26 protein-coding genes are annotated in these 26,727 nt (G+C 71.8%); 19 read left to right on the forward strand and 7 right to left on the reverse strand.

All coding sequences use genetic code 11. The features are described from left to right. Nucleotides 1-5: 5 nt before the first annotated feature. Both QSK26_RS17590 and QSK26_RS17595 read right to left on the reverse strand, forming a co-directional pair. Nucleotides 6-374: a VOC family protein gene (locus QSK26_RS17590; protein ID WP_285776238.1), complete on the reverse strand. Its 369-nt coding sequence runs from the start codon at nucleotides 372-374 to the stop codon at nucleotides 6-8. Between the two features lie 286 nt (nucleotides 375-660). Continuing rightward, on the reverse strand, nucleotides 661-996 hold the full coding sequence (locus QSK26_RS17595) for a hypothetical protein (RefSeq protein ID WP_285776239.1): 336 nt from the start codon (nucleotides 994-996) through the stop codon (nucleotides 661-663). 139 nt (nucleotides 997-1,135) lie between these two features. Here QSK26_RS17595 and QSK26_RS17600 point away from each other — a divergent pair, with 139 nt between their 5' ends. From QSK26_RS17600 to QSK26_RS17610, 3 genes are all read left to right on the forward strand, one after another. Beyond that, complete coding sequence (locus QSK26_RS17600; RefSeq protein WP_285776240.1) at nucleotides 1,136-1,885, forward strand: GntR family transcriptional regulator; 750 nt, start codon at nucleotides 1,136-1,138, stop codon at nucleotides 1,883-1,885. Nucleotides 1,886-2,046: 161 nt separating this feature from the next. After that, nucleotides 2,047-2,664, forward strand: coding sequence for a GNAT family N-acetyltransferase (locus tag QSK26_RS17605; protein ID WP_285776241.1), 618 nt, complete (start codon nucleotides 2,047-2,049; stop codon nucleotides 2,662-2,664). 79 nt (nucleotides 2,665-2,743) lie between these two features. Then, nucleotides 2,744-3,424: a copper homeostasis protein CutC gene (locus QSK26_RS17610; protein WP_285776242.1), complete on the forward strand. Its 681-nt coding sequence runs from the start codon at nucleotides 2,744-2,746 to the stop codon at nucleotides 3,422-3,424. On the opposite strand, the gene QSK26_RS17615 is transcribed toward QSK26_RS17610, so the two are convergent. After that, nucleotides 3,408-4,676 (reverse strand): DUF6986 family protein, encoded by a 1,269-nt coding sequence (locus QSK26_RS17615; protein WP_285776243.1) that lies wholly within the window; start codon nucleotides 4,674-4,676, stop codon nucleotides 3,408-3,410. The genes QSK26_RS17610 and QSK26_RS17615 overlap by 17 nt on opposite strands. After that, complete coding sequence (locus QSK26_RS17620; protein WP_285776244.1) at nucleotides 4,661-5,968, reverse strand: FAD-dependent oxidoreductase; 1,308 nt, start codon at nucleotides 5,966-5,968, stop codon at nucleotides 4,661-4,663. The genes QSK26_RS17615 and QSK26_RS17620 overlap by 16 nt, the downstream gene beginning before the upstream one ends. A gap of 224 nt (nucleotides 5,969-6,192) precedes the next feature. Here QSK26_RS17620 and QSK26_RS17625 point away from each other — a divergent pair, with 224 nt between their 5' ends. The 3 genes from QSK26_RS17625 (at nucleotide 6,193) to QSK26_RS17635 (ending at nucleotide 9,151) form a co-directional block, all read left to right on the forward strand. Further along, nucleotides 6,193-6,600 carry a hypothetical protein gene (locus tag QSK26_RS17625; protein WP_285776245.1) on the forward strand — a complete coding sequence of 136 codons (408 nt, stop codon included), beginning with the start codon at nucleotides 6,193-6,195 and terminating at the stop codon, nucleotides 6,598-6,600. A gap of 111 nt (nucleotides 6,601-6,711) precedes the next feature. After that, the gene (locus tag QSK26_RS17630; protein ID WP_285776246.1) at nucleotides 6,712-7,344 is read left to right on the forward strand and encodes a hypothetical protein; all 633 of its coding nucleotides are present in this window, start codon (nucleotides 6,712-6,714) and stop codon (nucleotides 7,342-7,344) included. A 64-nt stretch (nucleotides 7,345-7,408) separates the two neighbouring features. Then, nucleotides 7,409-9,151 carry a proline--tRNA ligase gene (locus tag QSK26_RS17635; protein ID WP_285776247.1) on the forward strand — a complete coding sequence of 581 codons (1,743 nt, stop codon included), beginning with the start codon at nucleotides 7,409-7,411 and terminating at the stop codon, nucleotides 9,149-9,151. Nucleotides 9,152-9,169: 18 nt separating this feature from the next. On the opposite strand, the gene QSK26_RS17640 is transcribed toward QSK26_RS17635, so the two are convergent. Together QSK26_RS17640 and QSK26_RS17645 are read right to left on the reverse strand one after the other, a co-directional pair. After that, nucleotides 9,170-9,682 (reverse strand): ferritin-like domain-containing protein, encoded by a 513-nt coding sequence (locus QSK26_RS17640; RefSeq protein ID WP_285776248.1) that lies wholly within the window; start codon nucleotides 9,680-9,682, stop codon nucleotides 9,170-9,172. A gap of 79 nt (nucleotides 9,683-9,761) precedes the next feature. Next, nucleotides 9,762-10,277 carry a hypothetical protein gene (locus tag QSK26_RS17645; protein ID WP_285776249.1) on the reverse strand — a complete coding sequence of 172 codons (516 nt, stop codon included), beginning with the start codon at nucleotides 10,275-10,277 and terminating at the stop codon, nucleotides 9,762-9,764. Nucleotides 10,278-10,560: 283 nt separating this feature from the next. Between QSK26_RS17645 and rimP the strand changes: the two genes are divergently transcribed. The 9 genes from rimP (at nucleotide 10,561) to QSK26_RS17690 (ending at nucleotide 19,949) form a co-directional block, all read left to right on the forward strand. Further along, a complete protein-coding gene (gene rimP / locus QSK26_RS17650) occupies nucleotides 10,561-11,079 on the forward strand; it encodes a ribosome maturation factor RimP (protein ID WP_285776250.1) in 519 nt (172 codons plus the stop codon). A 23-nt stretch (nucleotides 11,080-11,102) separates the two neighbouring features. Beyond that, nucleotides 11,103-12,095 carry a transcription termination factor NusA gene (gene nusA / locus QSK26_RS17655; RefSeq protein WP_285776251.1) on the forward strand — a complete coding sequence of 331 codons (993 nt, stop codon included), beginning with the start codon at nucleotides 11,103-11,105 and terminating at the stop codon, nucleotides 12,093-12,095. Beyond that, nucleotides 12,079-12,384: a YlxR family protein gene (locus tag QSK26_RS17660; protein WP_285776252.1), complete on the forward strand. Its 306-nt coding sequence runs from the start codon at nucleotides 12,079-12,081 to the stop codon at nucleotides 12,382-12,384. Before nusA ends, QSK26_RS17660 begins: the two co-directional genes overlap by 17 nt. Nucleotides 12,385-12,524: 140 nt before the next feature. Continuing rightward, nucleotides 12,525-15,695 carry a translation initiation factor IF-2 gene (gene infB, locus QSK26_RS17665; protein WP_285776253.1) on the forward strand — a complete coding sequence of 1,057 codons (3,171 nt, stop codon included), beginning with the start codon at nucleotides 12,525-12,527 and terminating at the stop codon, nucleotides 15,693-15,695. 81 nt (nucleotides 15,696-15,776) lie between these two features. Further along, the gene (locus QSK26_RS17670) at nucleotides 15,777-16,076 is read left to right on the forward strand and encodes a DUF503 domain-containing protein (protein WP_285776254.1); all 300 of its coding nucleotides are present in this window, start codon (nucleotides 15,777-15,779) and stop codon (nucleotides 16,074-16,076) included. Between the two features lie 62 nt (nucleotides 16,077-16,138). Further along, the gene (gene rbfA, locus QSK26_RS17675; protein ID WP_285776255.1) at nucleotides 16,139-16,639 is read left to right on the forward strand and encodes a 30S ribosome-binding factor RbfA; all 501 of its coding nucleotides are present in this window, start codon (nucleotides 16,139-16,141) and stop codon (nucleotides 16,637-16,639) included. Between the two features lie 8 nt (nucleotides 16,640-16,647). Then, entirely contained in the window at nucleotides 16,648-17,715 is a 1,068-nt protein-coding gene (locus QSK26_RS17680) for a DHH family phosphoesterase (protein WP_352244338.1), read from the forward strand. Beyond that, on the forward strand, nucleotides 17,712-18,611 hold the full coding sequence (truB, locus tag QSK26_RS17685) for a tRNA pseudouridine(55) synthase TruB (protein ID WP_285776256.1): 900 nt from the start codon (nucleotides 17,712-17,714) through the stop codon (nucleotides 18,609-18,611). Before QSK26_RS17680 ends, truB begins: the two co-directional genes overlap by 4 nt. Nucleotides 18,612-18,701: 90 nt before the next feature. Continuing rightward, nucleotides 18,702-19,949, forward strand: a complete 1,248-nt coding sequence (locus QSK26_RS17690; protein ID WP_285776257.1) for a lipase/acyltransferase domain-containing protein — start codon at nucleotides 18,702-18,704, stop codon at nucleotides 19,947-19,949. A 14-nt stretch (nucleotides 19,950-19,963) separates the two neighbouring features. On the opposite strand, the gene QSK26_RS17695 is transcribed toward QSK26_RS17690, so the two are convergent. After that, nucleotides 19,964-20,998 carry a TRM11 family SAM-dependent methyltransferase gene (locus QSK26_RS17695; RefSeq protein ID WP_285776258.1) on the reverse strand — a complete coding sequence of 345 codons (1,035 nt, stop codon included), beginning with the start codon at nucleotides 20,996-20,998 and terminating at the stop codon, nucleotides 19,964-19,966. A 233-nt stretch (nucleotides 20,999-21,231) separates the two neighbouring features. On the opposite strand from QSK26_RS17695, the gene QSK26_RS17700 reads away from it, so the two are divergent. From QSK26_RS17700 to QSK26_RS17715, 4 genes are all read left to right on the forward strand, one after another. After that, nucleotides 21,232-22,188 carry a bifunctional riboflavin kinase/FAD synthetase gene (locus QSK26_RS17700; RefSeq protein ID WP_285776507.1) on the forward strand — a complete coding sequence of 319 codons (957 nt, stop codon included), beginning with the start codon at nucleotides 21,232-21,234 and terminating at the stop codon, nucleotides 22,186-22,188. A gap of 194 nt (nucleotides 22,189-22,382) precedes the next feature. After that, nucleotides 22,383-22,652, forward strand: coding sequence for a 30S ribosomal protein S15 (gene rpsO, locus QSK26_RS17705; protein ID WP_285776259.1), 270 nt, complete (start codon nucleotides 22,383-22,385; stop codon nucleotides 22,650-22,652). A gap of 321 nt (nucleotides 22,653-22,973) precedes the next feature. Further along, complete coding sequence (locus tag QSK26_RS17710; RefSeq protein ID WP_285776260.1) at nucleotides 22,974-25,292, forward strand: polyribonucleotide nucleotidyltransferase; 2,319 nt, start codon at nucleotides 22,974-22,976, stop codon at nucleotides 25,290-25,292. Nucleotides 25,293-25,375: 83 nt separating this feature from the next. Continuing rightward, a complete protein-coding gene (locus QSK26_RS17715; RefSeq protein WP_285776261.1) occupies nucleotides 25,376-26,686 on the forward strand; it encodes a M16 family metallopeptidase in 1,311 nt (436 codons plus the stop codon). Nucleotides 26,687-26,727: the final 41 nt, after the last annotated feature.

A 26,727-nucleotide genomic window follows, 5' to 3' on the forward strand; every position in this document is an offset into this window, starting at 1 on the left:
ACCGGTCACTCCCCTCGCGGGCTCAGGCCGTACAGGTTGCCCTCGTTGTCGCGGAAGCTGGCCCACCAGCCCCAGGGCTGCTGGGAGGGCTTGTCGACGAACTCGACGCCCCGGCCGGACAGCTCCTCGAAGGTGCGCTGGATGTCGTCGCAGACGAAGATCATATTGCTCAGCCGGCCGATCTTCGACTCCTCGAAGACGGGGGCGAACAGGACGAGGTGGATGCTGGAGTCGGTGGAGCGGACCTCGATCCAGCGGGCGTCTTCGCCCATCGGCTGGTCGATCACTTCCTCGAAGCCCATCTTGTCGATCCAGAACCGCTTGGCGCCGTCCTGGTCCCGAACATTGAGTGTGATCTTGCCGACCCCGATCATGCACCTTCTCCTTTCGCCGCCCCCAAGCCTGGTACCGCCCGCATCGCCAGTCCAAGACCGACCGATATGTGGCAGGTATAGGTTTGCCCTGGTCGGGGGATCTGCCGGAAGGTGTGGATCAGGCGCGGAGACCGCCGACGCCGCCGTCGCCGCCGGGAAGAAGATCGGCGGGGGCCGGGCGCGACGGACGTTGGGGAGAGTGCCCTGGCGGGCGTGGGGGACCCGCCAGGACACCTCCCTTCCGAGCGCGGAGGCGGTTTCCAGGACCCCGGCGAGGGATGGGGTCCTAGGCCGATCGTCCGTGCTCGGAACCGGTGGGGGAGTGGACCTCCTCGGCGGAGGGCTCCGGTCGTCGGTAGGTGCGCGCGATCAGGTCGGCGGCACCGACGGGGTCGTCCGCCGGATGGGTGGTCTCCCGCCCGTCCACGGTCGTCCAGACGAACATCCCGTCTCTGCACCACACGGTCAGCTCGGGCAGCACGGAAAGCACGGACATGCCGCTCCCATTGCTCTGGTAGGTGTGGGTGAATCCCTGGCGATGCAACGCGTAACGCAGCAGGCGCGTCGCCTCCCGGGGATCGTGCCAGGGCAGGTTCGGCGTGCCCTCGCGGACCGTCAGCACCGGCCTCCACCCCCCTTGCAGACCTTTGATGGATTTGTACCAACGTTTGGATGATGCGGGTCAACAGGCGGCGCGGTCAAGGCCTGAGTTTCACACTAGAACCAGATCGTCTAGATTCGTTGGCACAAAAGGGGTGAATGTGGCGCGGTCGACGCTGTACCAACAGGTGGCCTGGGAGTTGCGGCGGGCCATCTACTCCGGCGACCTCGGTCCCGGGGATCAGCTGCCGACCGAGGCCGACCTCATGCAGACACACGGCGTCAGCCGGAACACGGTGCGCCTCGCCCTCGGCGAGCTGGTGAACGAGGGGCTCGTCAGCCGCACCCCGAGGCGGGGCACGATCGTCCGCGCCCGCCGCCCGCTGCTGATGTACCCCCAGCGGGAGCTGGAGCCCCGGCCGTCCCGTGCGGCCCGGGAGGCGTTCGCCTTCGCGGTCTCCCAGGAGGGCCGCCGGCCGAGCCAGGTGATCGAGGTGGCCATGGTGGAGCCGCCCGAGGACATCGCCATCCGGCTCGAACTCCCCGACGGCGGTCTCGCCGTGGTGCGCCGCCGGCTGCGTTTCGTGGACGGCCAGCCGTACAACACGAACGACTCCTACTTCCCGCACGCGATCGTGGCGGAGTCGGAGATCGTGCACCCGTCGGACATCCTGCGCGGGGCGAACCGGGTCCTGGAGGAGCTGGGCCATCCGCAGGTGCGGGTGGTGGACGACATCTCCGCCCGGATGCCGACCCCGGTCGAGTCGCAGCGGCTCGAACTGGAGCCCGGCACGCCGGTCGTCGAGTACGTGCGGGTCGGTTACGACCCGCAGGGGCTGCCCGTCCGGGTGGCGGTGTCGGTGCTGCCCGCCGACAAGCATCTGATCAGATACGAGCTCGAACGCCCCTGATCGAGGGCCGTGCCCCGATAGCTGGTTTGCGTTTCCCGCGGGAAAGCGCTCGCTTGGTGCTGCACACTCCGAATTGTCCTATTTGTACCTGACTTCGGCATGCCATCAGTCAGGCGCGCTCCGTAATCACTTCAGCACCGTAAGCACCGAAGGGATGAACCATGCACGCGAACACCGCTCTGCACCCCCTGCCCCTCACGCTCCGCAACGCCGGCCACGCCGACCTTCCCGGCGTCCTCGCCCTGCTGGCGGAGGCGGCCGAGTGGCTGCACCGGCGCGGCGTACGGCAGTGGCCGCTCGGCGGGTTCGGCGCCGAGCGCATCGAGCCGCTCATCGACGAGTCCGTCCTCTACGTGCTGGACGCCCCCGGCGCCCGGCACGGCGGGGAGGGGCCCGTCGCGGTCGTCGCCGTCGACGAGCACGCCGACCCGGAGTTCTGGACCGGGGACGACGACCCGGCCGCCGCGCTCTACGTGCACAAGCTGGCCGTCGCCCGGTCGCTGTCCGGGCGGGGGGTGGGGGACGTCCTGCTCGACTGGGCCGGCCTGCTCGCCCTCGCGGGCGGCAAGCGCTGGCTGCGCCTGGACTGCGCCAAGGGCAACCGGGGGCTGCAGGACTACTACCGGAGCCGGCGCTTCGGCCACGTCCGCACGGTGGACCTGCCGCACCGGGCCTCGGGCGCGCTGTTCCAGCGCGGGGCCGGGGTCGCCGCCGCGGGCGAACCGGGCGTCGTGGTCCTCGACCGTACGGCCGAGCGCCCCGCACTCGTGGGCGCCTGACCGCGCTCCACCCGAGTTCGGACCCCTTTTAGGGACGTACGTTACACGTGGTGCAAACCCCACCCGATAGCCTCAACTCATGACCGGATCCCTGCTTGAGGTGATCGCGCTCGACGTCCGAGACGCCGTCGCCGCCGAGAAGGGCGGCGCCGACCGCCTGGAGATCGTCACCGACATGGCGTCGGACGGTCTCACCCCGGCGGCCGAGACGGTGGCCGCGATCGCCAGGGAGTGCGCCCTGCCGCAGATGGTGATGCTGCGGCCGGGGCCGGGATTCAGGGCCACGGACGAGGTGGTCGAGGGCCTGCGCGGGGATGCGCGGGCCCTCGCCGAGGCGGGCGCGGCGGGCTTCGTGTTCGGGTTCCTCGACGAGGCGGGCGCGGTCGACCTCGCCGCCACCGAGGCGCTCATCCACGCCGTCGCGCCGCTGCCGTGGACCTTCCACCGCGCGGTGGACCACGCGGCCGACGTCCAGGCCGGCTGGCGGGCCGTGCGGCTGCTGCCGAACCTCGCCACCGTGCTCACCGCGGGCGCGCCCGGCGGCGTGCGGGACGGGCTCGGCGTGCTGCGCACCAGGTCGGGCGCGGGTGACGCGCCGCTGATCCTGGCCGGCGGCGGGCTCAAGCGGCACCACGTGCCGGTCCTGCTGGACTACGGCGTACGGGCCTTCCACGTCGGCGGAGCCGTCCGCCACTCCTGGTCCGACCCGGTGGACCCGGAGCTCGTCGGCGAGTGGCGCTCCCTCATCGACCAGGAGTGAGCGGCACCGCCCCAGCCCCGGCCCCGTCGGCTGCCGCTGCCTCGCCGAGCGCGTGCGCGGCCCGGCCGAGCGCGGCGGACAGCGACCTGATCGTGGCCGGCTCGTCCAGCAGGCCGTCCCCGGCCGCCCGCCGCTCCTGCCAGGCGCGCACCCGCCCGGCGTAGCCGGCCATCGGGGCCAGGTGGAAGGCGTACGTCGCCGCGTACCTGCTGACCAGGTGCGAAGGATGCATGTCCCAGCCCTGGTAGAACCCGTGCGCCAGCGAGTGGCCGATCAGCCGCGCGTGCCTGCGCCACAGGGCGTGGACGTCGTGCGCGGAGTCGGTGGCGGGCTCCGCGGCCAGCGAGCCGTCCGACAGCTCCACCCCGGTCCCGGCGAAGACCGTCTGCATCACGTGCCGGGCGTGGTCGCACGCCGGATGGTCCAGCCGCTGCTCGTGCGGGGGCAGCCCGCAGGCGGCGGTGTAGTCGAACACGCCGAAGTGCGCCGCCGCGAGCCGCCCGCCGAGCGAGGGCACCAGTCCGGGCGAGCGGTGCAGGAACAACACGGTCTGCGGCGCCTCCACCTGGATCTCGAACCGCAGCGTCCCCGGCGCGAGCGCCAGCCCGCGCTCCAGCTCCGCCAGGCAGGCCGCGAACTGGCCGAGATAGCCCTCCATGAGCACCTTGGGGAAGGTGACCGTGAAACCGGGCGGCAGCAGCCCGGCCCGCTCCACGAGGGCGGTCAGGAAGACGTCCAGCGTGCGGACGGAGCGGCCGGGGTCGCCGTCCGCGAACGACTTGACCCGCGGCCCCCACCGGCGCGGCAGCGTACCCTCGGCGTGCATGGCGGCCACCGACACCGCGGCGGCCGCCGCGTCCGCGTCCTCGCGCGCCGGGTCGCACACGCCGTAACCGTCCTCGAAGTCGATCCGCAGGTCCTCGACCGGCTCGGCGGCGAGCTTCGCCGCGACCCGGTCGTGCACCGCGCGGGCCAGGTCACCGGGCACCCCGAACAGCTCGGCGAGGACCTCCGGCCCGGCCAGATGGGCGCCGAACAGCGCCGAGGCCGCCCGCCCCCACTCGGCCACCGTGCCGGCGGAGAAGACGTCGGCCGGCACGTAGACGGTGTGCACCGGCTGCCAGGCGGGCTCCCGGGCAGGATAGAGGGCCGACTGCTCGGCGAAGAGGCGCTCGAAGCCGGGGATGTGGGCCAGGGGGTCGGGAAGCGTGACGCGCATGATCGTGATCTGCCCGCCTAGTCCCGCTCGCATGCGGCCAGCAGCGCGCGAAGGCCGGCGAGCTTGACCCGGTCGCCGCGGCCGAGGGTGCGGGCCAGCTCGGCCTCCGCCGCCTCGATCAGGAGCCACTCCTTGTAGGTCACCGGCCGCACGCCCCGCTCGGCCAGCAGGTCGTCCAGCGCCGGGCCCTCGACGGGCTCCCGGCCGGCCGCGTCGGCGAGCAGGGTGCGCACGGTCTCGGCCGCGTCGGACTTGTTGGTGCCGATCACGCCGGTGGGGCCGCGCTTGAGCCAGCCCGCGACGTACTGGCCGGGGGCGACCCTGCCCTCGGTGTTGGGCACGGTGCTCGTGGCCGGGTCGAAGGGCACGCCGGGCAGCGGCACGCTCTGGTAGCCGACCGAGCGCAGCACCATGCCGACCGGCAGCGTCTCGAACTCGCCGGTGCCGGTCACCCGCCCGTCGGCGAGCACCGTGCGCTCCAGCCTGATCGCCTCCACCCGTTCCGAGCCGAGGATCTCCACCGGGCGCATCCAGAACCGCACGTCCAGCAGCCGCGGGCGGCCTTCGGGGGCCCGCCGCGCCCAGCCGCGCAGGACCTCCACGTTGCCCCTGATCTGCCGGGACAGCGCGGAGACATCCGTGTCACCGGCCTCCTCCGGGCGCACCCGGACGTCGGCGTTCCTCAGCTCGCCCAGCTCACGCAGCTCCTTGAGGGTGAACTTGGCGTGTTCGGGACCCCGGCGGCCGATCATGTGCACGGCCCTGACCCGGCTGCCCTCCAGCCGGGCGAGCACCTCCTGCGGCACGTCGGTCGCGCTCAGCTCGGCGGCCGTCTTGGCGAGGATGCGCACCACGTCCACCGCCACGTTGCCGACGCCGATCACCGCGACGTCGGTGCTGTCCAGGGTGAACGCGTCGCCGGGCACGTCGGGGTGCCCGCAGTACCAGTTGACGAAGTCGGTGGCGGCCACGCTGCCCGGGAGGTCCTCGCCCGGGATGCCCATCCGCCGGTCCACCATCGCGCCGGTGCAGTAGATCACGGCGTCGTAGCAGCGGGCGAGGTCGGCGACGGTGACGTCGCGGCCCAGCTCGATCCCGCCGAGGAAGCGCACCCCCGGCAGCTCCAGGACCCTGCGCAGGTAGCCGGCGATCGACTTGATCGAGGTGTGGTCGGGCGCGACGCCGTACCGGACCAGCCCGTACGGCGTGGGCAGCCGCTCCAGGACGTCGACCTCGACCTGACCGGTCCCGGCCTGCCTGGTCAGGGCCTCGGCCGCGTAGATCCCGGCGGGACCCGAGCCTATGATCGCCACACGGAGCGGCACGTGAGCCTCCTCACCTCGGCGGGTCGCGACAGCCGTGCCGGCGATTGTGATCACCGCCCGCACGTGCTACCAGACGCGGCCCGGACGTTCATCGACGTGTCCCCGATCGTCTTCCACTCCCGAACATATCTCCTGCGGCGCCGCGTGCCAGGCAAGCGCTCGACCGGTATCCGTGGTGGCGGAGGGCTTGCGGGAAAGGGGGCGCCACATCAGAGTGGGATCTCGTGGGTGCTGAGAAACGGCGAGGGGCGGACGCGCGGCGTTTCGAGGCGCTCGGGCGGGTGATGGCGGCGCTGGCGACCGAGGCCGAGATCCTTGAGTCGTGCCGCGACCTGACCTGGTGGCGGAGCGCCGGCCGCGGCTGGCGGATCGAGTGGCGGGACGGGCCGTGCGCCTCGGAGGTCGCCGCGTTGCTGGCCGGGCCGGGCGCCTCCGCGGTCGTGCGGGGCGAGGCCACCAGGGGCTCGGCCGAGGTCGAGGTGCTGGGCGTGCCGTTCGAGCTGCGCGCGGTGGACCCGCTCGGCAGCGACCGGGTGATGGCCCGCCGCGGCCTGTGGCGGCTGGCCGAGGCGCTCGACACCAGCCGGCCCACCACCGCCCGGCACCCCTGGGAGGAATTGCTCGGCGGTTGACGGCTTTCGCGATGTAGTTGGAATTCGCGCATTTGACGCTCGTATATCCTCATTGCAGGCATTACGGGGGATGCCTGGTGATGATGGGCAGAAATGCGTATGAAGTATGACTTGGACGACGAAACCGATCTTGTCAGGTTCGACCGGCGGCAGAGCCGCATTCAGCGCCACATGCTCGTGGCATTCGCCCTGGGGCTGGCCTTCGGGGTCGCGGGGGCGGTGGTCCAGCACACCGGGCTCAGCCAGGTCCAGGCGGTGTTCGATCCTTACGCCTACTTCCTGCTGAGCGCGATCGTCGGCGCCACCGCGTCCGGCCCCGGCTGGGCCGTGCTGTCCAGCCTGCTGTCCACGGTGACGCCCGCGGTGTTCGCACTGGCCGGCGCCGCGCTGCTGGAGGGTTACGAGACGGACGTCTGGAGCCGCGGACCCTCCGGCGCCGACCTGATCCTGCTCGCCGTCTTCTGCTACGGCGTCTTCGCCTACGCGGCGCGCAGGGACGGCTACTGGGCCGACCTGCTGGCCGGCGTGCTCGGCGGGCTGCTGCTGGCGAACCTGCTGGACAAGGCCGTGCTCGGCCTGCTGCGGTACGTTCCGGACTTCTGGCCGGGGCCCGCGCTCGCGGTCGCCGTACCGGTGATCGGGATGGTGCTCTTCCTGCGCCGCGGGCTCGCCGCCCGGCTGCGCGGGCTCGCGGTCGCACTGGCCATGCCCGGGGCACTCATCCTCATCGCCCCGGTCGTCTAGCCGATAGCCTGTAACCCTTCACCGGCCCGCGTCCCGGGCCGCCGCTTCGAGCAGGGAGTCAGCCGTGTTGCTGCGCATGTCGTCGTTGTTTCTTCGCACCCTGCGGGACGACCCGGCAGACGCGGAGGTCCCGAGCCACAAACTGCTGGTCCGCGCCGGTTACGTGCGCAGGGTCGCGCCCGGCGTCTACTCCTGGCTGCCGCTCGGCAAGCTGGTCCTGGACAACGTCGGCCGCGTCGTCCGCGAGGAGATGAACCGGATGGGCGGCCAGGAGGTCCTGCTGCCCGCGCTGCTGCCCCGCGAGTACTACGAGGCCACCGGCCGCTGGACGGAGTACGGCGACACGCTGTTCCGGCTCCAGGACCGCAAGGGCGCCGACTATCTGCTCGGCCCCACGCACGAGGAGATGTTCACCGACATGGTCAAGGGGGAGTATTCCTCCTACAAAGACTTCCCGGTGATTCTTTATCAGATCCAGACGAAATACCGTGACGAGGCCCGGCCGAGGGCCGGCATTCTGCGCGGTCGCGAATTCGTCATGAAGGACTCCTACTCCTTCGACCTCGACGACGACGGCCTCAAGCGCTCCTACGAGCAGCACCGCGAGGCGTACATCAGGATCTTCGAGCGGCTCGGCATCGACTACAAGATCGTCTTCGCGATGTCCGGCGCCATGGGCGGATCGGCCTCCGAGGAGTTCCTCGCCCCCTGCGCCACCGGCGAGGACACCTTCGTCGCCTGCCACAACTGCGGTTACGCCGCCAACGCCGAGGCGGTCACCACGCCGGCCCCGCCCGCGGTCCCCGCCGGGCGCCCGGCGATGCGCGTGCTCGACACCCCCGGCACCCCGACCATCGAGACCCTGGTCGACTACGTCAACGAGCACTTCGGCCTCGGCGTCACCGCCGCCGACACGCTCAAGAACATCGTCGTCAAGGTGGGCACCCCCGGCTCGGACAAGACCGAGGTGCTGGTCATCGGCGTCCCCGGCGACCGGGAGGTGGACTTCAAGCGGCTGGAGGCGGCGCTCTCCCCGGGCATCCCGGAGATCTTCGAGGCGGCCGACTTCGAGAAGCACCCCGGCCTGGTCCGCGGCTACATCGGACCGCAGGTGCTGAAGGACCTCGGGATCACCTACCTCGTGGACCCGCGCGTGGTCACCGGCTCCGCCTGGGTCACCGGCGCCAACGAGCCGGGCAGGCACGCCGCCGACGTCGTCGCCGGCCGCGACTTCACCCCCGACGGCACCATCGAGGCGGCCGAGGTCCGGGCCGGCGACGAGTGCCCGCGCTGCGGCTCGCCGCTGTCCATCGACCGCGGCATCGAGATCGGGCACATCTTCCAGCTCGGCCGCAAGTACGCCGACGCCGCCCAGCTCGACGCGCTCGGCCCCGACGGCAAGCCGATCCGGGTCACCATGGGCTCCTACGGCGTCGGCGTCTCCCGCGCCGTGGCCGTGATCGCCGAGCAGCGGCACGACGAGCTCGGCCTGGTCTGGCCGCGCGAGATCGCCCCCGCCGACGTGCACATCGTCGGCACCGGCAAGGAGAACCAGGTCGAGGTGGCCCTCCAGCTCGCCGGCGAGCTGGAGCGGCTCGGCCTGCGGGTGCTCTGCGACGACCGGCCCGGCGTCTCGCCCGGCGTCAAGTTCAAGGACGCCGAGCTGCTCGGCGTGCCGACCATCGTGATCATCGGCCGCGGTCTCGCGCAGGGCGTGATCGAGCTGCGCGACCGCGTCAGCGGCGTGAAGGAGGAGGTCCCGCTCGACGGGGCCGCAGCCAGGATCGCCGCCGCCTGCGCCGGCTGACGCCCGCGCCCCCGGCGCCTACTGACCGCTCCGCGACGGCCGCGGAGTGGCCGGAGGCGCCGGGGCCGGTGTGCGGGCGGTCGACGGGGCGGGGAAGCCGGGCAGCGCGGCGATCGCCGGGCGGAAGCCGTAGGACCTCGTGACCGACTCCTGCATGGCCAGGGCGGCGAGCCGCCGCATGGACGGCTCGCCGGCCGCCGCCAGCTCCAGATAGGCGCTCGTCACGCCGTCCTCCACCATCGCGGCCAGCCGGGCCGCCTCGGCGGACGTGCCGGGCGTGAACGGCACGGCGTAGGACGGCAGGGCCTCCGGCGGGGTGCCGCCACGGGCGAGGATGAGCCCGCGGAGCTGGTCGCGCCTGGCCCGGTGCGCGTTGAAGGCCGCGATGGCCTCCGTGCGCAGGCCGCCGCTCGTCCGCGCGCAGACGAGGCCGTAGGCGTAGACCGCCGCGTGCTCGGCCGCCAGGGCCTTGACGAGTTCGTTCAGCCCGTTCATGGTCACCTCGGCGGGTCCGGGTCTCGGCGCGGTCATGAGGCCGTCCCAGGGCCCGTCACGGCGCCTCCCGCGGGGTTTCTCGCCGCGCCCGCCACCCGGCCGCTCACCCGGCCGCTCATGACGGCTCCGACAGGGCGTGGGCGTGCGCCGCCTCGCACGCGCCGATGCTGGCGAGGAGCTGCGCCAGAGGCGGTGAGACCTTGCCGAGCTGCTCCACCCGGGAGGCGGCGGCCCTGCTCTCGGCCTTGCGCAGCTCGCGCACCGTCACTCTCGCGGGCGGCGAGGGCGTGGCCGTGACGCCGGGGCTGACAGCGGGAGTGCCGGTGGGAGCGCCGGTGGACGCGGCCATCCGGGCGACCGGCGGCAGGCGCCGCCTCAGCTCGGCCAGGTGGACCTCGTGACGCTGCTGGAAGGGCCGCAGCCCGGCGTCGCCGGCGACCGCCTCCCGGTAGAGCGCGATCGTCCGCTCCTTCTCCGCGACGAGCTCCTTGAGCAGCTCGACCTCCGGGTCGGGCGGCTTCGGCGGCGGTGGCGCGGCTTCGGTCTCCACGCAGCCGGCCAGCGGCACGGCGGCCAGGCCGAGGACGCCTCCGCGCAGCAGGACGCGCCGGGTGAGGCGAGGCGGACGCACGGGTGGGCCTCCCTGGAGCGCGGGACGGTCAGGTGTCTCGTCGCCGGCTCTCGCGGAGGCTCCCCGGTGGCCTTCCGGCGAAGCGGCCCGGGTGCCCGTCCGCGGACGGCGCCGACGCATCTAGCATCGTACGGCGCGCCACCGGGTGAATGGCCTCGCCGGATGATCGGCGTGGCGGGCTCGCCGCACGAGTGGCGCTCTTTCCATGCCTGGGTGTGGATAGGCTGGTAAACCGCATGGGCGAGGTGCGCCCGGCTAAGATCGTGACAAATGGGAGGTCGGCATGGGAAGGGATGCATCCCGTGACCGCCTGGTGAAGCTTCTCGAACCGGTGATCGCCGGGGAGGGTCTCGATCTCGAGGACGTCACGATCACGCCCGCGGGCAAGCGGCGGGTGCTCCGCGTCGTCGTCGACCGTGACGGAGGCGTGAGCCTGGACGACGTCGCCGACGTCAGCCAGGCGGTGTCCCAGGCGCTCGACGCCGAGGACACGATGGGCGCGGCCCCCTACATGCTGGAGGTCACCTCACCGGGCGTGGACCGGCCGCTGACCGAGCCGCGCCACTGGCGGCGCGCCGCGGGGCGGCTGGTCAAGGCGGAACTCGGCGACGGCACCGCCCTCGAGGGCAGGGTGCTCACGGCCGACGGGTCGGGCGTCGACTTCGACGTCGCGGGCCTGCCCCGCCGGATCGACTATCAAGACCTCACCCGCGGCAGGGTGCAGGTGGAATTCCGCCGGCTCGACGACGCCGATGAAGACGCCGAGGACGGCGCCGGCAGCGACGACGGCGACGAGGGCTAAGGGGGAGCCTCGTGGACATCGACATGAGTGTTCTGCGCAGCCTTGAACGGGAGAAGGACATCTCCCTTGACCTGGTCGTCAAGGCCATCGAGGACGCGCTGCTGATCGCCTACACCCGCACCGAGGGTGCGGCTCCGAAGGCGCGCGCCGAGCTGGCCCGAGATACCGGTCACGTGACGATCTGGGCCGCGGAGATCGACGAGACGGGCGAGGTGGCCAGGGAGTACGACGACACCCCGGGCAACTTCAGCCGCATCGCGGCGACGACCGCCAAGCAGGTCATCCTCCAGCAGTTGCGCGACGCCGAGGACGAAGTCAACTTCGGCGAGTTCGCCAGCCGCGAGGGCGAGCTGGTCTCGGGGACCATCCAGCAGGGCAAGGACCCCCGGGTGGTGCTGGTCGACCTCGGCAAGATCGAGGCCGTGCTGCCGCACAACGAGCAGGTGCCGGGTGAGGACTACGGCCACGGCGAGCGCATCCGGTGCTACGTCGTGCAGGTCAAGAAGGGTCACAAGGGCCCCTCGGTGACGCTCTCGCGGACCCATCCCGGCCTGGTGAAGAAACTCTTCGCGCTGGAGGTGCCGGAGATCGCCGACGGCACCGTGGAGATCGCGGCGGTGGCGCGCGAGGCGGGCCACCGCACCAAGATCGCGGTGCGGTCCCGGCGGCCCGGGGTGAACGCCAAGGGCGCGTGCATCGGGCCGATGGGGTCACGAGTTCGTAACGTCATGACCGAGCTTCACGGCGAGAAGATCGACATCATCGACTGGTCCGAGGAGCCCGCGGAGTTCGTGGGGAATGCCCTTTCCCCGGCCCGTGTTTCCAAGGTCGAGGTGATCGATGCCGATGCCCGCGTGGCCAGGGTCACCGTGCCCGACTACCAGCTTTCGCTGGCGATCGGCAAAGAGGGGCAGAACGCCCGCCTCGCGGCACGCCTCACGGGGTGGCGCATCGACATCCGGCCGGACACGATGGCCGGAGATGCCGCCGGTCCCTACGATGCGTCCACAAGGTAAGCTGGAATATGGTGGCCAGGCGGCCCCGCTGAGAACATGCGTGGGCTGCCGGGTTCGCACGGTCAAGTCCGAGTTGCTGCGCCTGGTGATGGTTGAGGGCGTCATCGTTCCCGACCAGCGAGGACGGCTTCCGGGCCGTGGTGCGTCACTGCACCCGACCCTCGGCTGCCTCGCGCTCGCCGAGCGTCGCCGAGCTTTTCCGCGCGCCTTTCGCGTCGCGGTACGGCTCGATTCGACGCGTCTGCGGGCGCACCTGGAAGAGCACGACGAAGATGGAGGAACCGCGTGAAGGTTGCCAAATGTCATGTAGGACGCCGAGTTGATGGGCGGGTCAGATAGCGATGAGCGCCTGATGAGCATGCGGCGATGAACACGTCTAGGTAACGACGGTCCGGCGGCCAAGCCTCCCGGGCCGAGTAAGGGAGTGCAGTGGCGAAGGTCCGGGTCTACGAGCTCGCCAAGGAGTTCGGCGTTGAGAGCAAGGTCGTGATGGCCAAGCTCCAGGAGATGGGCGAGTTCGTGCGTTCGGCGTCCTCGACCATCGAGGCGCCGGTGGTCCGCAAGCTCACGGAAGCTTTCTCGGGCGGGTCAAAGGGCTCGTCCGACAGGTCGAGGTCGCAGAGGGCGACCCCGCGTCCCGGTGGCAATCAGCCGGGCAACGGCGCCCCGTCGGCGCCGATCAGTGGCAACATCCCCAAGCCAGGGCCCCGTCCGGGCCCGCGGCCGGGCCCGGCGGCGCCCCAGCGCCCGCCGGTGCCGATGCCGCACCCGCAGCCGCAGGCGGCGCAGCCCCAGCAGGCCGCGCAGCCGCCGGCCGCACCTCAGCACGCGCCGCAGCCGCCCGCGGCTCCGCAGCCGCGTGCCGATCGTCCGGAGCGCGAGCCGCGTGCCGATCGCGAGCCGCGTGCCGACCGCGCCGAGGGCGCCCGTCCGCCGGCCCCCGGGCCGCGGCCGGGCCCGCAGCCCGGTCCGAGGCCGGGCCCGCGGCCCGGCAACGCGGGCGGTGCGCGCCCCGGTCCGCAGCAGGGCGCCCCGGCGTCCGCCGGCGGCGGCGCTCCCCGTCCGGGCGGTGGCGCCAAGCCGGGGCCGCGCCCCGGTCCCCGTGGCCCGCGTCCGGGCAACAACCCCTTCTCCTCCAACGCCAGCGGCATGGGCCAGGCCCGTCCTCCGCGCGGTGGCGGCCGTGACGGCGGCCCCCGCGAGGGCGGTCCGGGCGCGGGTCCCCGCGAGCCCAGGCGTGACGGTGCCGGGCAGGGTCCGCGCGACGGCGCGATGCCGCGTCCGCCCGCGGGTCGCGGCGCTCCGGGTGCTCCCGGCGCCGGTGGTCCGCGGCCGGGTCCCGGCGGCCCGCGTCCCGGTCCCGGTGCCGGCGGTCCGCGTCCCGGTGGTCCCCGGCCCAACCCGATGATGATGCCCCAGCGTCCCGTCTCCGGCGGTGGCGCGGGCGGTCCGGGTCGTCCCGGTGGCGGCGGCGGTGGCGGTCGTCCCGGCGGTGGCGGCGGTCGTCCCGGTGGCGGCGGTGGCCGTCCCGGTGGCGGCGGCGGTGGCGGCGGGTTCTCCCGTCCCGCCGGTGGCGCCGGCGCCCGTACCGGTACCGGCGGCGCCCCCGGTGGTGGCGGCGGTGGCGGTTTCGCCGGTCGTCCCGGTGGCGGCGGCCGTGGCCGCGGCGGCGGTACGGCGGGCGCGTTCGGCCGTCCGGGCGGACGCCCGGCGCGTGGCCGCAAGTCGAAGCGCCAGAGGCGTCAAGAGTTCGACAACATGCAGGCCCCGGCGATCGGCGGCGTGCAGGTCGCTCGTGGCGGCGGTCAGACGATCCGCCTTCCGCGCGGTGCGTCGTTGTCCGACTTCGCCGACAAGATCGGCGCCAACCCGGCGTCGCTGGTGCAGATCATGCTGCACCTCGGCGAGATGGTCACCGCGACCCAGTCGGTCAACGAGGAGACGCTGCAGCTCCTCGGCGCCGAGCTCGACTACGTCATCCAGGTCGTCAGCCCGGAGGAGGAGGACCGCGAGCTTCTCGAGTCCTTCGACATCGAGTTCGGCGAGGACGAGGGAGACGAGGCCGACCTCGCCGCCCGTCCGCCGGTCGTGACCGTCATGGGTCACGTCGACCACGGTAAGACGAGGCTGCTCGACGCGATCAGGAACACCAACGTGGTGGCGCGCGAGGCGGGTGGCATCACCCAGCACATCGGCGCCTACCAGGTGATGACCGAGCACGAGGGCGAAGAGCGTCGGGTCACCTTCATCGACACCCCGGGTCACGAGGCGTTCACCGCCATGCGTGCCCGTGGTGCGCAGGCGACCGACATCGCCGTCCTGGTGGTGGCCGCCGACGACGGTGTGAAGCCGCAGACCATCGAGGCGCTCAACCACGCCCAGGCGGCCAACGTGCCGGTCGTCGTCGCGGTCAACAAGATCGACAAGGAGGGCGCCGACCCGAACCGCGTCCGCGCCCAGCTCACCGAGTACGGTCTGGTGGCCGAGGAGTACGGAGGCTCGACGCTCTTCGTCGACATCTCCGCCAAGGAGGGCATCGGCATCGCCAACCTCCTCGAGGCCATCCTGCTCACCGCGGACGCCGAGCTCGACCTGCGCGCCAACCCGACGATGGACGCCCAGGGCATCGCCATCGAGGCGCACCTGGACAAGGGCCGCGGCCCCGTGGCGACCGTGCTGGTCCAGCGCGGCACGCTGCGGGTCGGCGACTCGATCGTCTGTGGCGAGGCGTTCGGCCGCGTCCGGGCGCTGCTCGACGACAACGGCGAGCCGGTCTCCGAGGCCGACCCGTCGCGTCCGGTCCTGGTCATGGGTCTGACCGCGGTGCCGAGCGCCGGTGACAACTTCATCGTCGTCACCGACGACCGGATGGCCCGGCAGATCGCCCAGCAGCGGGCGGCCCGCCAGCGCACCGCCGACATGGCCAAGTCCGGCCGCAGGCGCAGCCTCGAAGAGCTCTTCAAGGACATGGAGAAGGGCCAGGTCGACGAGCTCAAGCTCATCATCAAGGGTGACGTCTCCGGTTCGGTGGAAGCCCTGGAGGACGCGCTGCTCAAGATCGACGTCGGCGAGGAGGTCAACCTCAGGGTTCTGCACCGCGCCGTCGGTGCGATCACCGAGTACGACGTCAACCTGGCGATCGCCGACGACAACGCCGTCATCATCGGCTTCAACGTGCGTCCCGAGGTCCGGGCGCGCGAGCTGGCCGAGCGCGAGGGCGTGGACATCCGCTACTACTCGGTCATCTACCAGGCGATCGAGGAGGTCGAGGCGGCCCTCAAGGGCATGCTGAAGCCGGAGTTCGAGGAAGTCCAGATGGGCACCGCCGAGGTGCGCGAGGTCTTCAAGGTGCCGAAGATCGGCAACATCGCGGGCGCCCTGGTCCGTTCGGGCACGATCGTCCGCAACAGCAAGGCCCGGATCATCCGCGATGGTGTCGTCATCGCCGACAACCTCACCGTCTCGTCGCTGCGTCGCTTCAAGGACGACGCGACCGAGGTCCGCGAGGGCTTCGAGTGCGGTATCGGAGTCGGCTACAACGACATCAAGCTCGACGACGTCATCGAGACGTTCGAGATGCGGGAGAAGCCGCGCGTCTGACGCTCCTTCCCGTTCCGCCGGCGCGGCCCGACAGGGCCGCGCCGGCGGGACCCGGGAGCGCCGGGCACGGCGAAACCGCCCATGTATGTAGGTGCTCTGACGTTGGACATCCTGCTCGGCGACGTTCACTCGCTGAAGCAGAAGCGCTCCGTGGTGCGCCCCATCATCGCCGAGGTGCAACGACGGTATCCGGGTGTGGCCGTCGCCGAGACCGGCCATCTGGATCTGCACCGCCGCACGGAGATCGGGATCGCCGTCGTGTCCGCCTCCGCCGCCAACTGCGCGGAACTGCTGGACGCGTGCGAGCGCCTGGTCGCCTTCCACCCGGAGATCGAGTTGCTGGCCGCCAGGCAGCGGCTCTACAACGAGGACGAGGATTGACTGTGGTGACCGGCCGGAGCCGCCCGTGCCGGTCACCCGTCGGAGCAGGAGGGGGAGCGAGTATGGACGCCGCACGAGCGCGCAAGCTGGCCGATCGGATCCAGCAGATCGTGGCGGAGATGCTTGAGCGCCGGATCAAGGATCCGCGCCTGGGATTCGTCACCGTCACGGACGCGCGGCTCACGGGCGACCTGCGCGAGGCCACGGTGTTCTACACCGTTTTCGGGTCCGACGCCGAGCGGGCCGACAGCGCCGCAGCCCTGGAGAGCGCCAAGGGGATCATCCGTTCGGAGGTGGGCCGCCAGACCGGACTGCGGCACACGCCCACGCTGACTTTCACGCACGACCCGCTGCCGGACAGCGCCAAGCACATCGACGACCTGCTGGCCGAGGCCAAGGCGCGAGACGCGGAGATCGCCAGGCGCGCCGCGGGCGCCAGCCACGCGGGCGACGCGGACCCCTACCGCAAGCCCGACCAGCAGGACGAGGAGGAGCCCGAGCTGCCGGAGGCCGGGTCCAACGGCAGCGGATCGGCCGACCGTGCGGGGTACCCCGCGACGTGAGGCCCGACGTGCGCGGCGATCGCATCGGGCTCGGCAGGGCCGGGCCCGTCGGGAACGGCACGCCCGGTCCCGACGTGCCGGAGAGCGCCTGGGCCCGAGCCGTGGGGCTGATCTCCGCGGCGCCCGAGGTCGCGCTCGCCTGTCACGTGTCACCGGACGCCGACGCGCTGGGCTCGATGCTCGCCGCCGGGCGGGCGCTGACCGGGCTGGGCAAGAAGGTGGTCGCCTCCTTCGGCGACCGCCGCTTCGTCGTGCCCAGGCTGCTGCGCTTCCTGCCCGGTCAGGAGCTGCTCGTCGAGCCGGCCGGCTATCCCGCGGCACCGGAGGTGATGATCACCTTCGACGCCTCCACCACCGCCCGGCTGGGCCTGCTGAACCGCAACGCCGCCAGGGCGCGCGAGCTGATCGTGATGGACCACCATCCCTCCAACGAGGGGTTCGGCACGATGTCCCTGATCGATCCGGCGGCGGCGGCCACCGCCGTGCTCGTCGAGGAGCTGCTGCGCCGCCTCGGCGTGCCGCTCGACCGGGACATCGCCATGTGCCTCTACGCGGGCCTGGTCACCGACACCGGCTCCTTCCGGCACGCCTCCACCACGCCCGCCGCGCACGCCATGGCCGCCCGGCTCATCGCCACCGGCCTGCGCACCGACGAGATCGCCCGCGAGCTGTGGGACCGCTCCCCGTTCGGCTACCTCAAGGTCCTCGGGCTCGCCCTGGACCGGGTGGCGCTGGAGCGCGACGCCGTGCACGGCCTCGGACTGGTGTGGACGTTCGTGCCGCGGCTGGACCGGGCCGCGTACGGCCTGCCGTACGCGGAGGTGGAGGGCATGATCGACGTCATCCGGCGGGCCGACGAGGCCGAGGTCGCCGTGGTGCTGAAAGAGGACGACGACGGGGCCTGGCAGGTGTCCACCAGGTCCAAGGGCGCCGTGGACATGTCCCGGGTGTGCACCGCGTTCGGCGGCGGCGGGCACAGGATGGCCGCCGGTTACACCTCCCTGCTGACCGTTGAGGAGACCATGACCTCCCTGCGCGACCTGCTCGCCTCCGCCCCCGTGGAACCGCCGCGATGAACCAGCCCAGACCGAGGCGCACGCCGCCTCCCAGCGGCCTGGTCATCGTCGACAAGCCGGCCGGCTGGACCTCGCACGACGTCGTCGGCAAGCTGCGCGGGATCGCGGGCACCAGGCGGGTCGGCCACGCCGGCACGCTGGACCCGATGGCCACCGGTGTGCTCGTGGTCGGCGTGGAGAAGGCCACCCGGCTCCTCGGCCACCTCGCGCTCACCGAGAAGGGGTACGACGCCACGATCCGCCTCGGGCAGACCACCAACACCGACGACGCCGAGGGGGAGACGGTCACCGAGACCGGCGCCGCCGGCGTGTCCGAGGACGACATCGTCTCCGGGGTGGCCAAGCTGACCGGCCGGATCATGCAGATCCCGCCGCAGGTCAGCGCCATCAAGGTGAACGGCGAGCGGGCCTACAAGCGGGCCAGGGCCGGGGAGAGCGTCGAGTTGCAGGCCCGGCCGGTGACGGTCTCGGCGTTCGAGATCACCGCGATCCGCCGGGAGGGCGGCTTCGTCGACGTGGACGCCTCGGTGACCTGCTCCAGCGGCACCTACATCCGCTCGCTGGCCCGTGACCTCGGCGCCGGGCTCGGCGTCGGCGGGCACCTGACCCGGCTGCGGCGCACCCGGGTGGGCCCCTACGACCTGTCCGGCGCGCGCACGATGGAGCAGCTCGCCGAGGAGTGCGTGATCCTGCCGATCGGGGACGCGGTGGCGGCGGCCTTCCCGCGCCGCGACCTGACGGCCGAGGAGGCGAAGATCGTCTCGCACGGCGGGCGGCCGGCCGCGGCGGGTCTCGGCCCCGGCCCGGTGGGCGCGTTCGCGCCCGACGGCACGCTGGTCGCCCTCCTGGAGGAACACGGCAAAATTGCCAAGCCGCTCGTGGTGTTCACCTCGTAGCCCCTTCTGACCTGCGAGTATCACAGAAAGTGATCGCGGGTCCCGATCGTCTCGGATCACGCGTGCCGATCGGTTGAGGGGGATGTCCGCATGTTCGACGGTCGCTGGTTTCACGGTGCGCTGGCGGCGCTGGTCTCGCTGGGACCGCTCGCGGGGCCGCCGGCGCCGCGGGGGCGACCGCCGGTCGTGCTGTTCCCCGCGTTCCATTTCACCAAGCTTCAGGTGACCGTGCGCGACCAGACGGCGGTGCCCGGATGCCCGCGGTCGGGCGCCTTCCAGGACTGGTTCCGCAACGACCGGCCGAGCAGGACCTTCAGCCAGGTCTGCCGGGACCGGCTGCTCACCCTGCGCTACCGAGACGATCCGTCGCTGCCGATGCCGGCCCGCTTCTCCGAGCAGCCTGGCGTCACCGTCCGGATCGTCGACTACGGCCGCACCGGCAGCGCGCCGTACTACCAGGCGCTGTACCGCAGGCTGGAGGCCGCCGGCTACGTGCGCGACCGGGACATCCGGGTGGCCGGGTACGACGCCCGGCTCACCCCCGACATGGGCGGCTTCCTCCAGCGCACCCGTGCGCTCATCGAGGACGCCTACCACGACAACGGCGACCGGCCGGTGCACCTGGTCGGCCACTCCAACGGGCCGCTCTACGCGCAGTACCTGCTCACCCACTCCAGCCGGGCCTGGCGGGACCGGTACATCCACGGCTTCACCCCGATCGCGGGCAACATGCCGGGGCAGGGCCTGATGTACCCGCTGATGTTCACCGGGCAGAACATCCAGGACTTCGGCTACCCCACGACCAGGGAGAACGCGCGGAGCAGCGCGCGGATGTACCAGAGCGCCCCCTCGACCTACATGAGCGCCGCCGACCCGGCGATCTTCGGTGACCGCGAGGTCGTCATCCGCGACGCCTCCACGGGCCGCTCCTACACCCCGCGCGACTACCCGCGCCTGTTCGCCGACGCCGGGCTGCGGACGGCCGGGAAGATCGCCGCCTACTACATCGGCTTCGTCCGGTTCGCCGACCCGGGATCGTTCCCCGGCGTGGACGTCTATGCGGAGAAAGGCTCCGGCCTGCCGACGGTGGTCGGGGCGCGGCTGGCGAACCTGACGACCGGGCAGATCGCCGACCCCGCGGGATTCCTGCGACGGGAGGGCGACGGCAACCAGGAGGACATCACCAACAACGCCGTCCTGGCCTGGCGGGCGATGCCCTGCCACCACTTCAGCCTGACCGGCAACCCCGGCGTGAACCACGGCGCGCTACCCGAGGACCCCGCCCTGCTCGACCGCCTGGTCGCCGCCCTGGGACGGCCGCGCACCCGCTGCCCGTAGGGTCCCCGGACGCCTCACGGCACCCGGGCCACCAGGATGTCGCGGACGATGGCCTGGTCCACCCGGTGCTCGAAGACCTGGTGGTCCGGGGTGTCGAGGACGTCGAAGCCGCTGTCGGCGAGGATCTTCACCAGCTCGGCCCGGGGGGCAACGTAGGTGTTCCAGGACAGGCCGAGCGCCCCGCCGGGACGCAACAGCCCGCGCCACACCGGGACGGCCGCGCGCAGCAGCTCCAGCGGGCTGCGGGAGAGCGTGTTGCCCGAGCCGCGGCTGCCGTGCTGCACCCCGTAGGGGGCGTCGGTGACCAGGACGTCGAAGGAGCGCGCCCGCAGCAGTTCGGCGCTGCGCAGCGTGTCCGCGTTGACCATGGTGATCGCGTCTACCTCGCCCGCCTTGTACCGCTCCTTGGTACGGCCGAGCGTGACGTGGAACCGGCGGCCGAGCAGGGCGCGATCCCGGCGGATCGGGGTGATCTCGGCGGAGTGCTTGAACCGGTGGTTCTTCAGCCAGGTGCGCAGGAAGTTGGCGTAGGCGTCGAAGTCCTTGCCGTCCACGTCGACCCCGGTGGCGTCGTAGCCGTACATCAGCGCCTGGTTCAGGGTGGTGCCGCGGCCGCACATCGGGTCGAGCACGGACAGCTTGCGGTCCAGCATGTCCCGCGGCGAGGCGGTGGACAGCACCGTGACGTTGAGCAGCAGCCTGGTGAAGTGCTCGTTGGTCTTGCCGGAGTACTTCTGGATCGTGATGAGGTCGCTGGGGAACGCGTCGAGCGGCCGGACCTCCAGCGGTCGCAGCAGCCCGTCCTCGACCCGGAACAGCGCGTACAGCGACGACAGGTTGGACAGGAAAGCCACGTCGCGCTCGTCGAGCGACTCGGCCTCGAAGGTCACGTAGGGCACGCCGCCCATCGTGGTCTCCCCGATGCCGCTCAGCCGGCCGTCCAGGGCCGTGGCGTTGAACACGGCGAGCTCGCCGCGGGTCAGCCGGACGGCGCTGTCGCCGTAGACCCGGTTGAAGGCGGGCAGGATCAGGATCGCGAACGTGGGCATGGACCTGTATTCGAAGGAAGTGGGCTGTGACGCACGATTATAGGCCCGGTTCGCAGAGTGGTCGCCGGTTGTGTACCCTGCAAGCGCCCAGTGATCATGAAGATGGTCGTGAGCCTCCCCGGTGCGGCGCGGCGCCGGGGAGCATGGCAGTCTTGTCCCGGACACGTCCACCGGCGGTCCGGCGGGACCGGCCGGTGAGGTCCACCCGGATCACCGACAGGATCGAGGACAAGGTGCGCGGCTGGCGCGGACTCGGCGACGTGCCCGACGACTGGGGCAGGTCCGTCGTCACTATCGGCGTTTTCGACGGGGTTCACCGCGGCCACCGGCGGATGGCGGAGCGCGCCGTCGCGCTGGCCCGCGAGCTGGGCGTGCCCTCGGTCGCCGTGACCTTCGACCCGCACCCGGACGAGGTGATCAGGCCCGGCTCCCGGCCGCCCAGGCTCACCAGCCCGCGCCGCCGCATCGAGCTGCTCACCGAGCTGGGCGTCGACGAGGTGTGCGTGCTGCCCTTCACCGTGGACTTCTCCCAGTTGACGCCGGAGGAGTTCGTGCGCGGCGTGCTGGTCGACCGGCTGCACGCGGCGGGCGTCGTCGTGGGGGAGAACTTCAGGTTCGGGTACAAGGCGGCGGGCGACTTCGAGACCCTGCGCACCCTCGGTGAGGAGCACGACTTCGTGACCGAGGCGGTCTCGCTGGCCGGCGACGCCGACGTGATCTCCTCCAGCCTGATCCGCGACCTGGTCGCCGCCGGCGACGTGGCGGGCGCCGCCGCCGCGCTCGGCCGCCCGCACCGGGTGGAGGGCGTCGTCGTGCGCGGCTACCAGCGCGGGCGCGTCCTCGGCTTCCCCACCGCCAACGTCGAGCCGCCGGAGCAGACCGCCATCCCCGCCGACGGCGTCTACGCCGGCTGGCTGGAGTGCGTCACCGTCGGCAACCGGCCCGCCCCGTACGGCGGGTGCCGCTGGCCCGCGGCCATCTCGGTCGGCACCAACCCCACCTTCGAGGGCGTGCCGCGCACCGTGGAGGCATATGCGCTCGACCACGACGACCTCGACCTCTACGGCGTCCACGTGGCCGTCGACTTCGCCGCCTACCTGCGCGGCAACCTGCGCTTCGAGTCGATCGACGCGCTGGTGGCGCAGATCCGCCGCGACGTGGACGACGCCCGCGGGATCGCGGGAGGCTGATCGTTCCGGCCGTGGGCGGCGCCGCCGTTCGATGATGTGCCCGGCTGCGATCCGTGATGGTAGCCTTACATGTCGGCTCTGTACCGGCGGCGTCGCGCTGCCCTGTGAGCTCTGGCACGGCGACTGTAGGCACGCACGGTCGTCCGGGCGTTTTCCCATTCTGCGCGTGCCCCTGGATGAGATAGAGGAGAGCTGTGTCCCTCGACACCGCCACCAAGAAGTCGATCATCGACGAGTACGCCACCGGCGACGGCGACACCGGTTCGCCGGAGGTGCAGATCGCGCTGCTCAGCAAGCGCATCAGCGACCTCACGGAGCACCTGAAGACGCACAGCCACGACCACCACAGCCGGCGCGGCCTGCTGCTGCTGGTCGGCCGTCGCCGCCGGTTGCTGAAGTACCTGCAGGCCAACGACATCGCTCGTTACCGCTCGCTCATCGAGCGGCTCGGCTTGCGCCGATAGAGTGACAGGGAGCGGCCCCTCGCGTGCCGCTCCCTATCCCTCATGGTCCGCCCCCAGGCGGGGGCGATTATGAGAAGAGGCCCGGCCCCGCCTCCGTGCGGTGGCCGGCGCCACTGAGCAAACTGAATAGCCGAGAAAGCCCCGCGTCCGCACAGCAAGCGCGCCCCGCGGCGTCGGAGGGCCGGTCCTCGGTAGTGGCTTCCGGTCACATGTTCACGGCACAGGCCGAACGAACCGGGTGCTTCGATCGAAGACCGGCGCTGCACCTGACGGGGAGCCGGCAGCAGGACGCGGGAGACCGACTGTAAGAGGAGGTCCCCCGTGGAGGGTGTCCACAGCACGGAAGCCGTTATCGACAACGGCTCCTTCGGCACGCGGACGATCCGGTTCGAGACCGGGCGGCTCGCACGCCAGGCGGCCGGTTCGGCCGTCGTCTACCTCGATGACGAGACGATGGTGCTGTCCGCGACCACCGTTTCCAAGCAGCCCAAGGACAATCTCGACTTCTTCCCGTTGACGGTGGACGTCGAGGAGCGCATGTACGCGGCGGGCCGCATCCCCGGCTCGTTCTTCCGCCGTGAGGGGCGTCCCTCCGAGGACGCGATCCTGACCTGCCGCCTGATCGACCGTCCGCTGCGCCCGTCCTTCGTCAAGGGCCTGCGCAACGAGATCCAGATCGTCGCGACCGTCCTCGCGCTGCACCCCGACCACCTGTACGACGTGGTCGCCATCAACGCGGCGTCGCTGTCCACCCAGCTGGGCGGGCTGCCGTTCTCCGGCCCGATCGGCGGCGTGCGCGTCGCCCTGATCGACGGCCAGTGGGTCGCCTTCCCGACCCATCCCGAGTTGGAGCGGGCCACCTTCGACATGGTGGTCGCCGGTCGCGTCCTCGCCGACGGCGACGTGGCCATCATGATGGTCGAGGCGGAGTCCACCAGGGACACGCTGAAGCTGATCGGCCAGGGCGCCGTCGCGCCGACCGAGGAGACGGTCGCGGAGGGCCTGGAGGCCGCCAAGCCGTTCATCAAGGTGCTGTGCGAGGCGCAGGCCAAGGTGGCGCAGGTGGCCGCCAAGGAGACCGCCGAGTACCCGGTGTTCCCGGAGTACCAGGAGGACGCCTACGAGGCCGTCGCGGGCGCGGTCCGCAGCGAGCTGGCGTCGGCGCTGACCATCGCCGGCAAGCAGGAGCGCGAGGCCGAGCTCGACCGGGTGAAGGCGCTGGCGGCGGAGAAGCTGCTGGCCGACTTCGAGGGCCGGGAGAAGGAGCTCGCCGCGTCCTTCCGGTCGCTGACCAAGAAGCTCATGCGCGAGCGGGTCATCTCCGAGGGCGTGCGCATCGACGGCCGCGGCGTGAAGGACATCCGCCAGCTCAACGCCGAGGTGCACGTGGTGCCCCGGGTGCACGGCTCGGCGCTGTTCGAGCGCGGCGAGACCCAGATCATGGGCATCACCACGCTGAACATGCTCCGCATGGAGCAGATGATCGACACGCTCAACCCCGAGCGCACCAAGCGCTACATGCACAACTACAACTTCCCGCCCTACTCGACCGGTGAGACCGGCCGGGTCGGCTCGCCCAAGCGCCGCGAGATCGGCCACGGCGCGCTCGCCGAGCGGGCGCTGATCCCCGTGCTGCCCACGCGTGAGGAGTTCCCCTACGCGATCCGGCAGGTGTCGGAGGCGCTGGGCTCCAACGGCTCCACCTCGATGGGCTCGGTCTGCGCGTCCACGATGTCGCTGCTGGACGCGGGCGTCCCGCTGGCCAAGATGGTGGCCGGCATCGCGATGGGCCTCATCCACGAGGGCGGCGACTACGTCACGCTGACCGACATCCTCGGTGCCGAGGACGCCATGGGCGACATGGACTTCAAGGTCGCCGGCACCGACGAGATCATCACCGCGCTCCAGCTCGACACCAAGCTCGACGGCATTCCCGCCAACGTGCTCGGCGCCGCGCTGAAGCAGGCCAAGGCCGCGCGGCTCGCCATCCTCGACGTGATGCAGGAGGCGATCGACTCTCCGGCGGAGATGAACCCGACCGCGCCGCGGATCATCACGATCAAGGTCCCGGTGGACAAGATCGGCGAGGTCATCGGCCCCAAGGGCAAGATGATCAACCAGATCCAGGACGACACCGGCGCCGAGATCACCATCGAGGACGACGGCACGATCTACATCGGCGCCACCGACGGCCCCTCGGCCGAGGCGGCCCGCTCGTCCATCAACGCGATCGCCAACCCGCACATGCCCGAGGTCGGCGAGCGTTACCTGGGCACCGTCGTCAAGATCGCCGCGTTCGGGGCGTTCGTGTCGCTGCTGCCGGGCAAGGACGGCCTGCTGCACGTCTCCCAGATCCGCAAGCTGCACGGCGGCAAGCGCATCGAGAACGTCGAGGACGTCATGAACGTCGGCGAGAAGGTCCAGGTGGAGATCGCCGAGATCGACTCGCGCGGCAAGCTGTCCCTGGTGCCGGTCGAGGTCGTCGAGCGGGAGGCCGAGAACGCCGCCGCCGGCGGCGGCGCGCCGGCCCCCGAGGACGGCGAGAGCCGGTCCGAGCAGCCGCAGGAGGCCCGCGAGGAGCGCTCCTCGCGGCCCCGCCGCACCCGCACCCGCGGCGGGCGCGACGAGCGCAATTCCTGACCGCTCGGCGACCACCGGCCGCTTCGACGTGACGGACGGCCCGGACGTGATCGTCCGGGCCGCCCGCGAGGAGCCTTGAAGCTTTGAACACTGTCACTCTGCATCCCGGCAAGGACGGCGCCGGGGTCGTGCGGCGCACCGTACTCCCCGGTGGGCTCCGCGTGGTGACCGAGACCATGCCGACGGTGCGCTCCGTCGCGGTCGGCATGTGGGTCGGCATCGGCTCCAGGGACGAGGCCCCCGAGCACATGGGGGCCACCCACTTCCTGGAACACCTCCTGTTCAAGGGCACGCCCACCAGGGACGCGCTGGAGATCTCCGCCGCGATCGAGGGCATCGGCGGTGAGATCAACGCCTTCACCGCCAAGGAGTACACCTGCTACTACGCGCGGGTGCTCGACGAGGACCTGCCGCTGGTGATCGACGTGCTCTCCGACGTCGTCACCTCGGCGTTGATCACCCCGGAGGACGTCGAGTCCGAGCGTGGCGTGATCCTGGAGGAGATCGCCATGCACGAGGACGACCCCTCGGACGTCGTGCACGAGCAGTTCTCCGCGGAGGTGTACGGCGACACGCCGATCGGCCGGCCCATCCTGGGCACCGAGGAGTCCATCAACTCCCTGAGCCGCGACCGCATCCTTGAGTACTACCGCGCCTACTACCGGCCCACGCACACCGTGGTGTCGGTGGCGGGCAACATCTCGCACGAGGTCGTGGTCGGCCTGGTCGCCGAGGCGTACGAGCGGGCGGGGGCGCTGGGCGGCGACGCCGTGCCGGCCCCGCCGCGGCTGTCCGGCCCCGGCGTGTCGGCCCGATCCGGGGTGCGGGTGCTGGACCGGCCCACCGAGCAGGCCAACCTGGTGCTCGGCACCACCGGCATCGCGCGCACCGACGAGCGCCGTTTCGCGCTCGGCGTGCTGAACGCGGCGCTCGGCGGCGGCATGTCGTCCCGGCTGTTCCAGGAGATCCGGGAGAAGCGCGGGCTGGCCTACTCCGCCTACAGCTACACCTCGCAGTACGCGGACACCGGGCAGTTCGGCATCTATGTCGGCTGCCTGCCGTCCAAGGCCGACGAGGTGCTGAAGATCTGCCGGGAGGAGGTCGCCAGGATCGCCGCCGAGGGCATCTCCGCGGAGGAGATCGTCCGGGGCAAGGGTCAGATGCGCGGCGGCCTGGTGCTCGGGCTGGAGGACACCGGCTCGCGCATGTCCCGGATCGGCAAGAGCGAGCTCGTCTACGACCGGCTCATGTCGGTGGACGACGTGCTCGCCCGGATCGAGGCGGTCACCTCCGACGAGATCGTCTCCGTCGCCCAGGACGTGCTCCGCCGGCCGCTGACGCTCGCCGTCATCGGTCCCTACGGCGACAAGGACTTCAGCTCGGTCATCGCATAGGCCGGAGTCCGGATCGCGGGCGGGGACGTCACACGGCGTCC

Source organism: Microtetraspora sp. NBRC 13810, assembly GCF_030268685.1.
GTDB lineage: Bacteria > Actinomycetota > Actinomycetes > Streptosporangiales > Streptosporangiaceae > BSRQ01.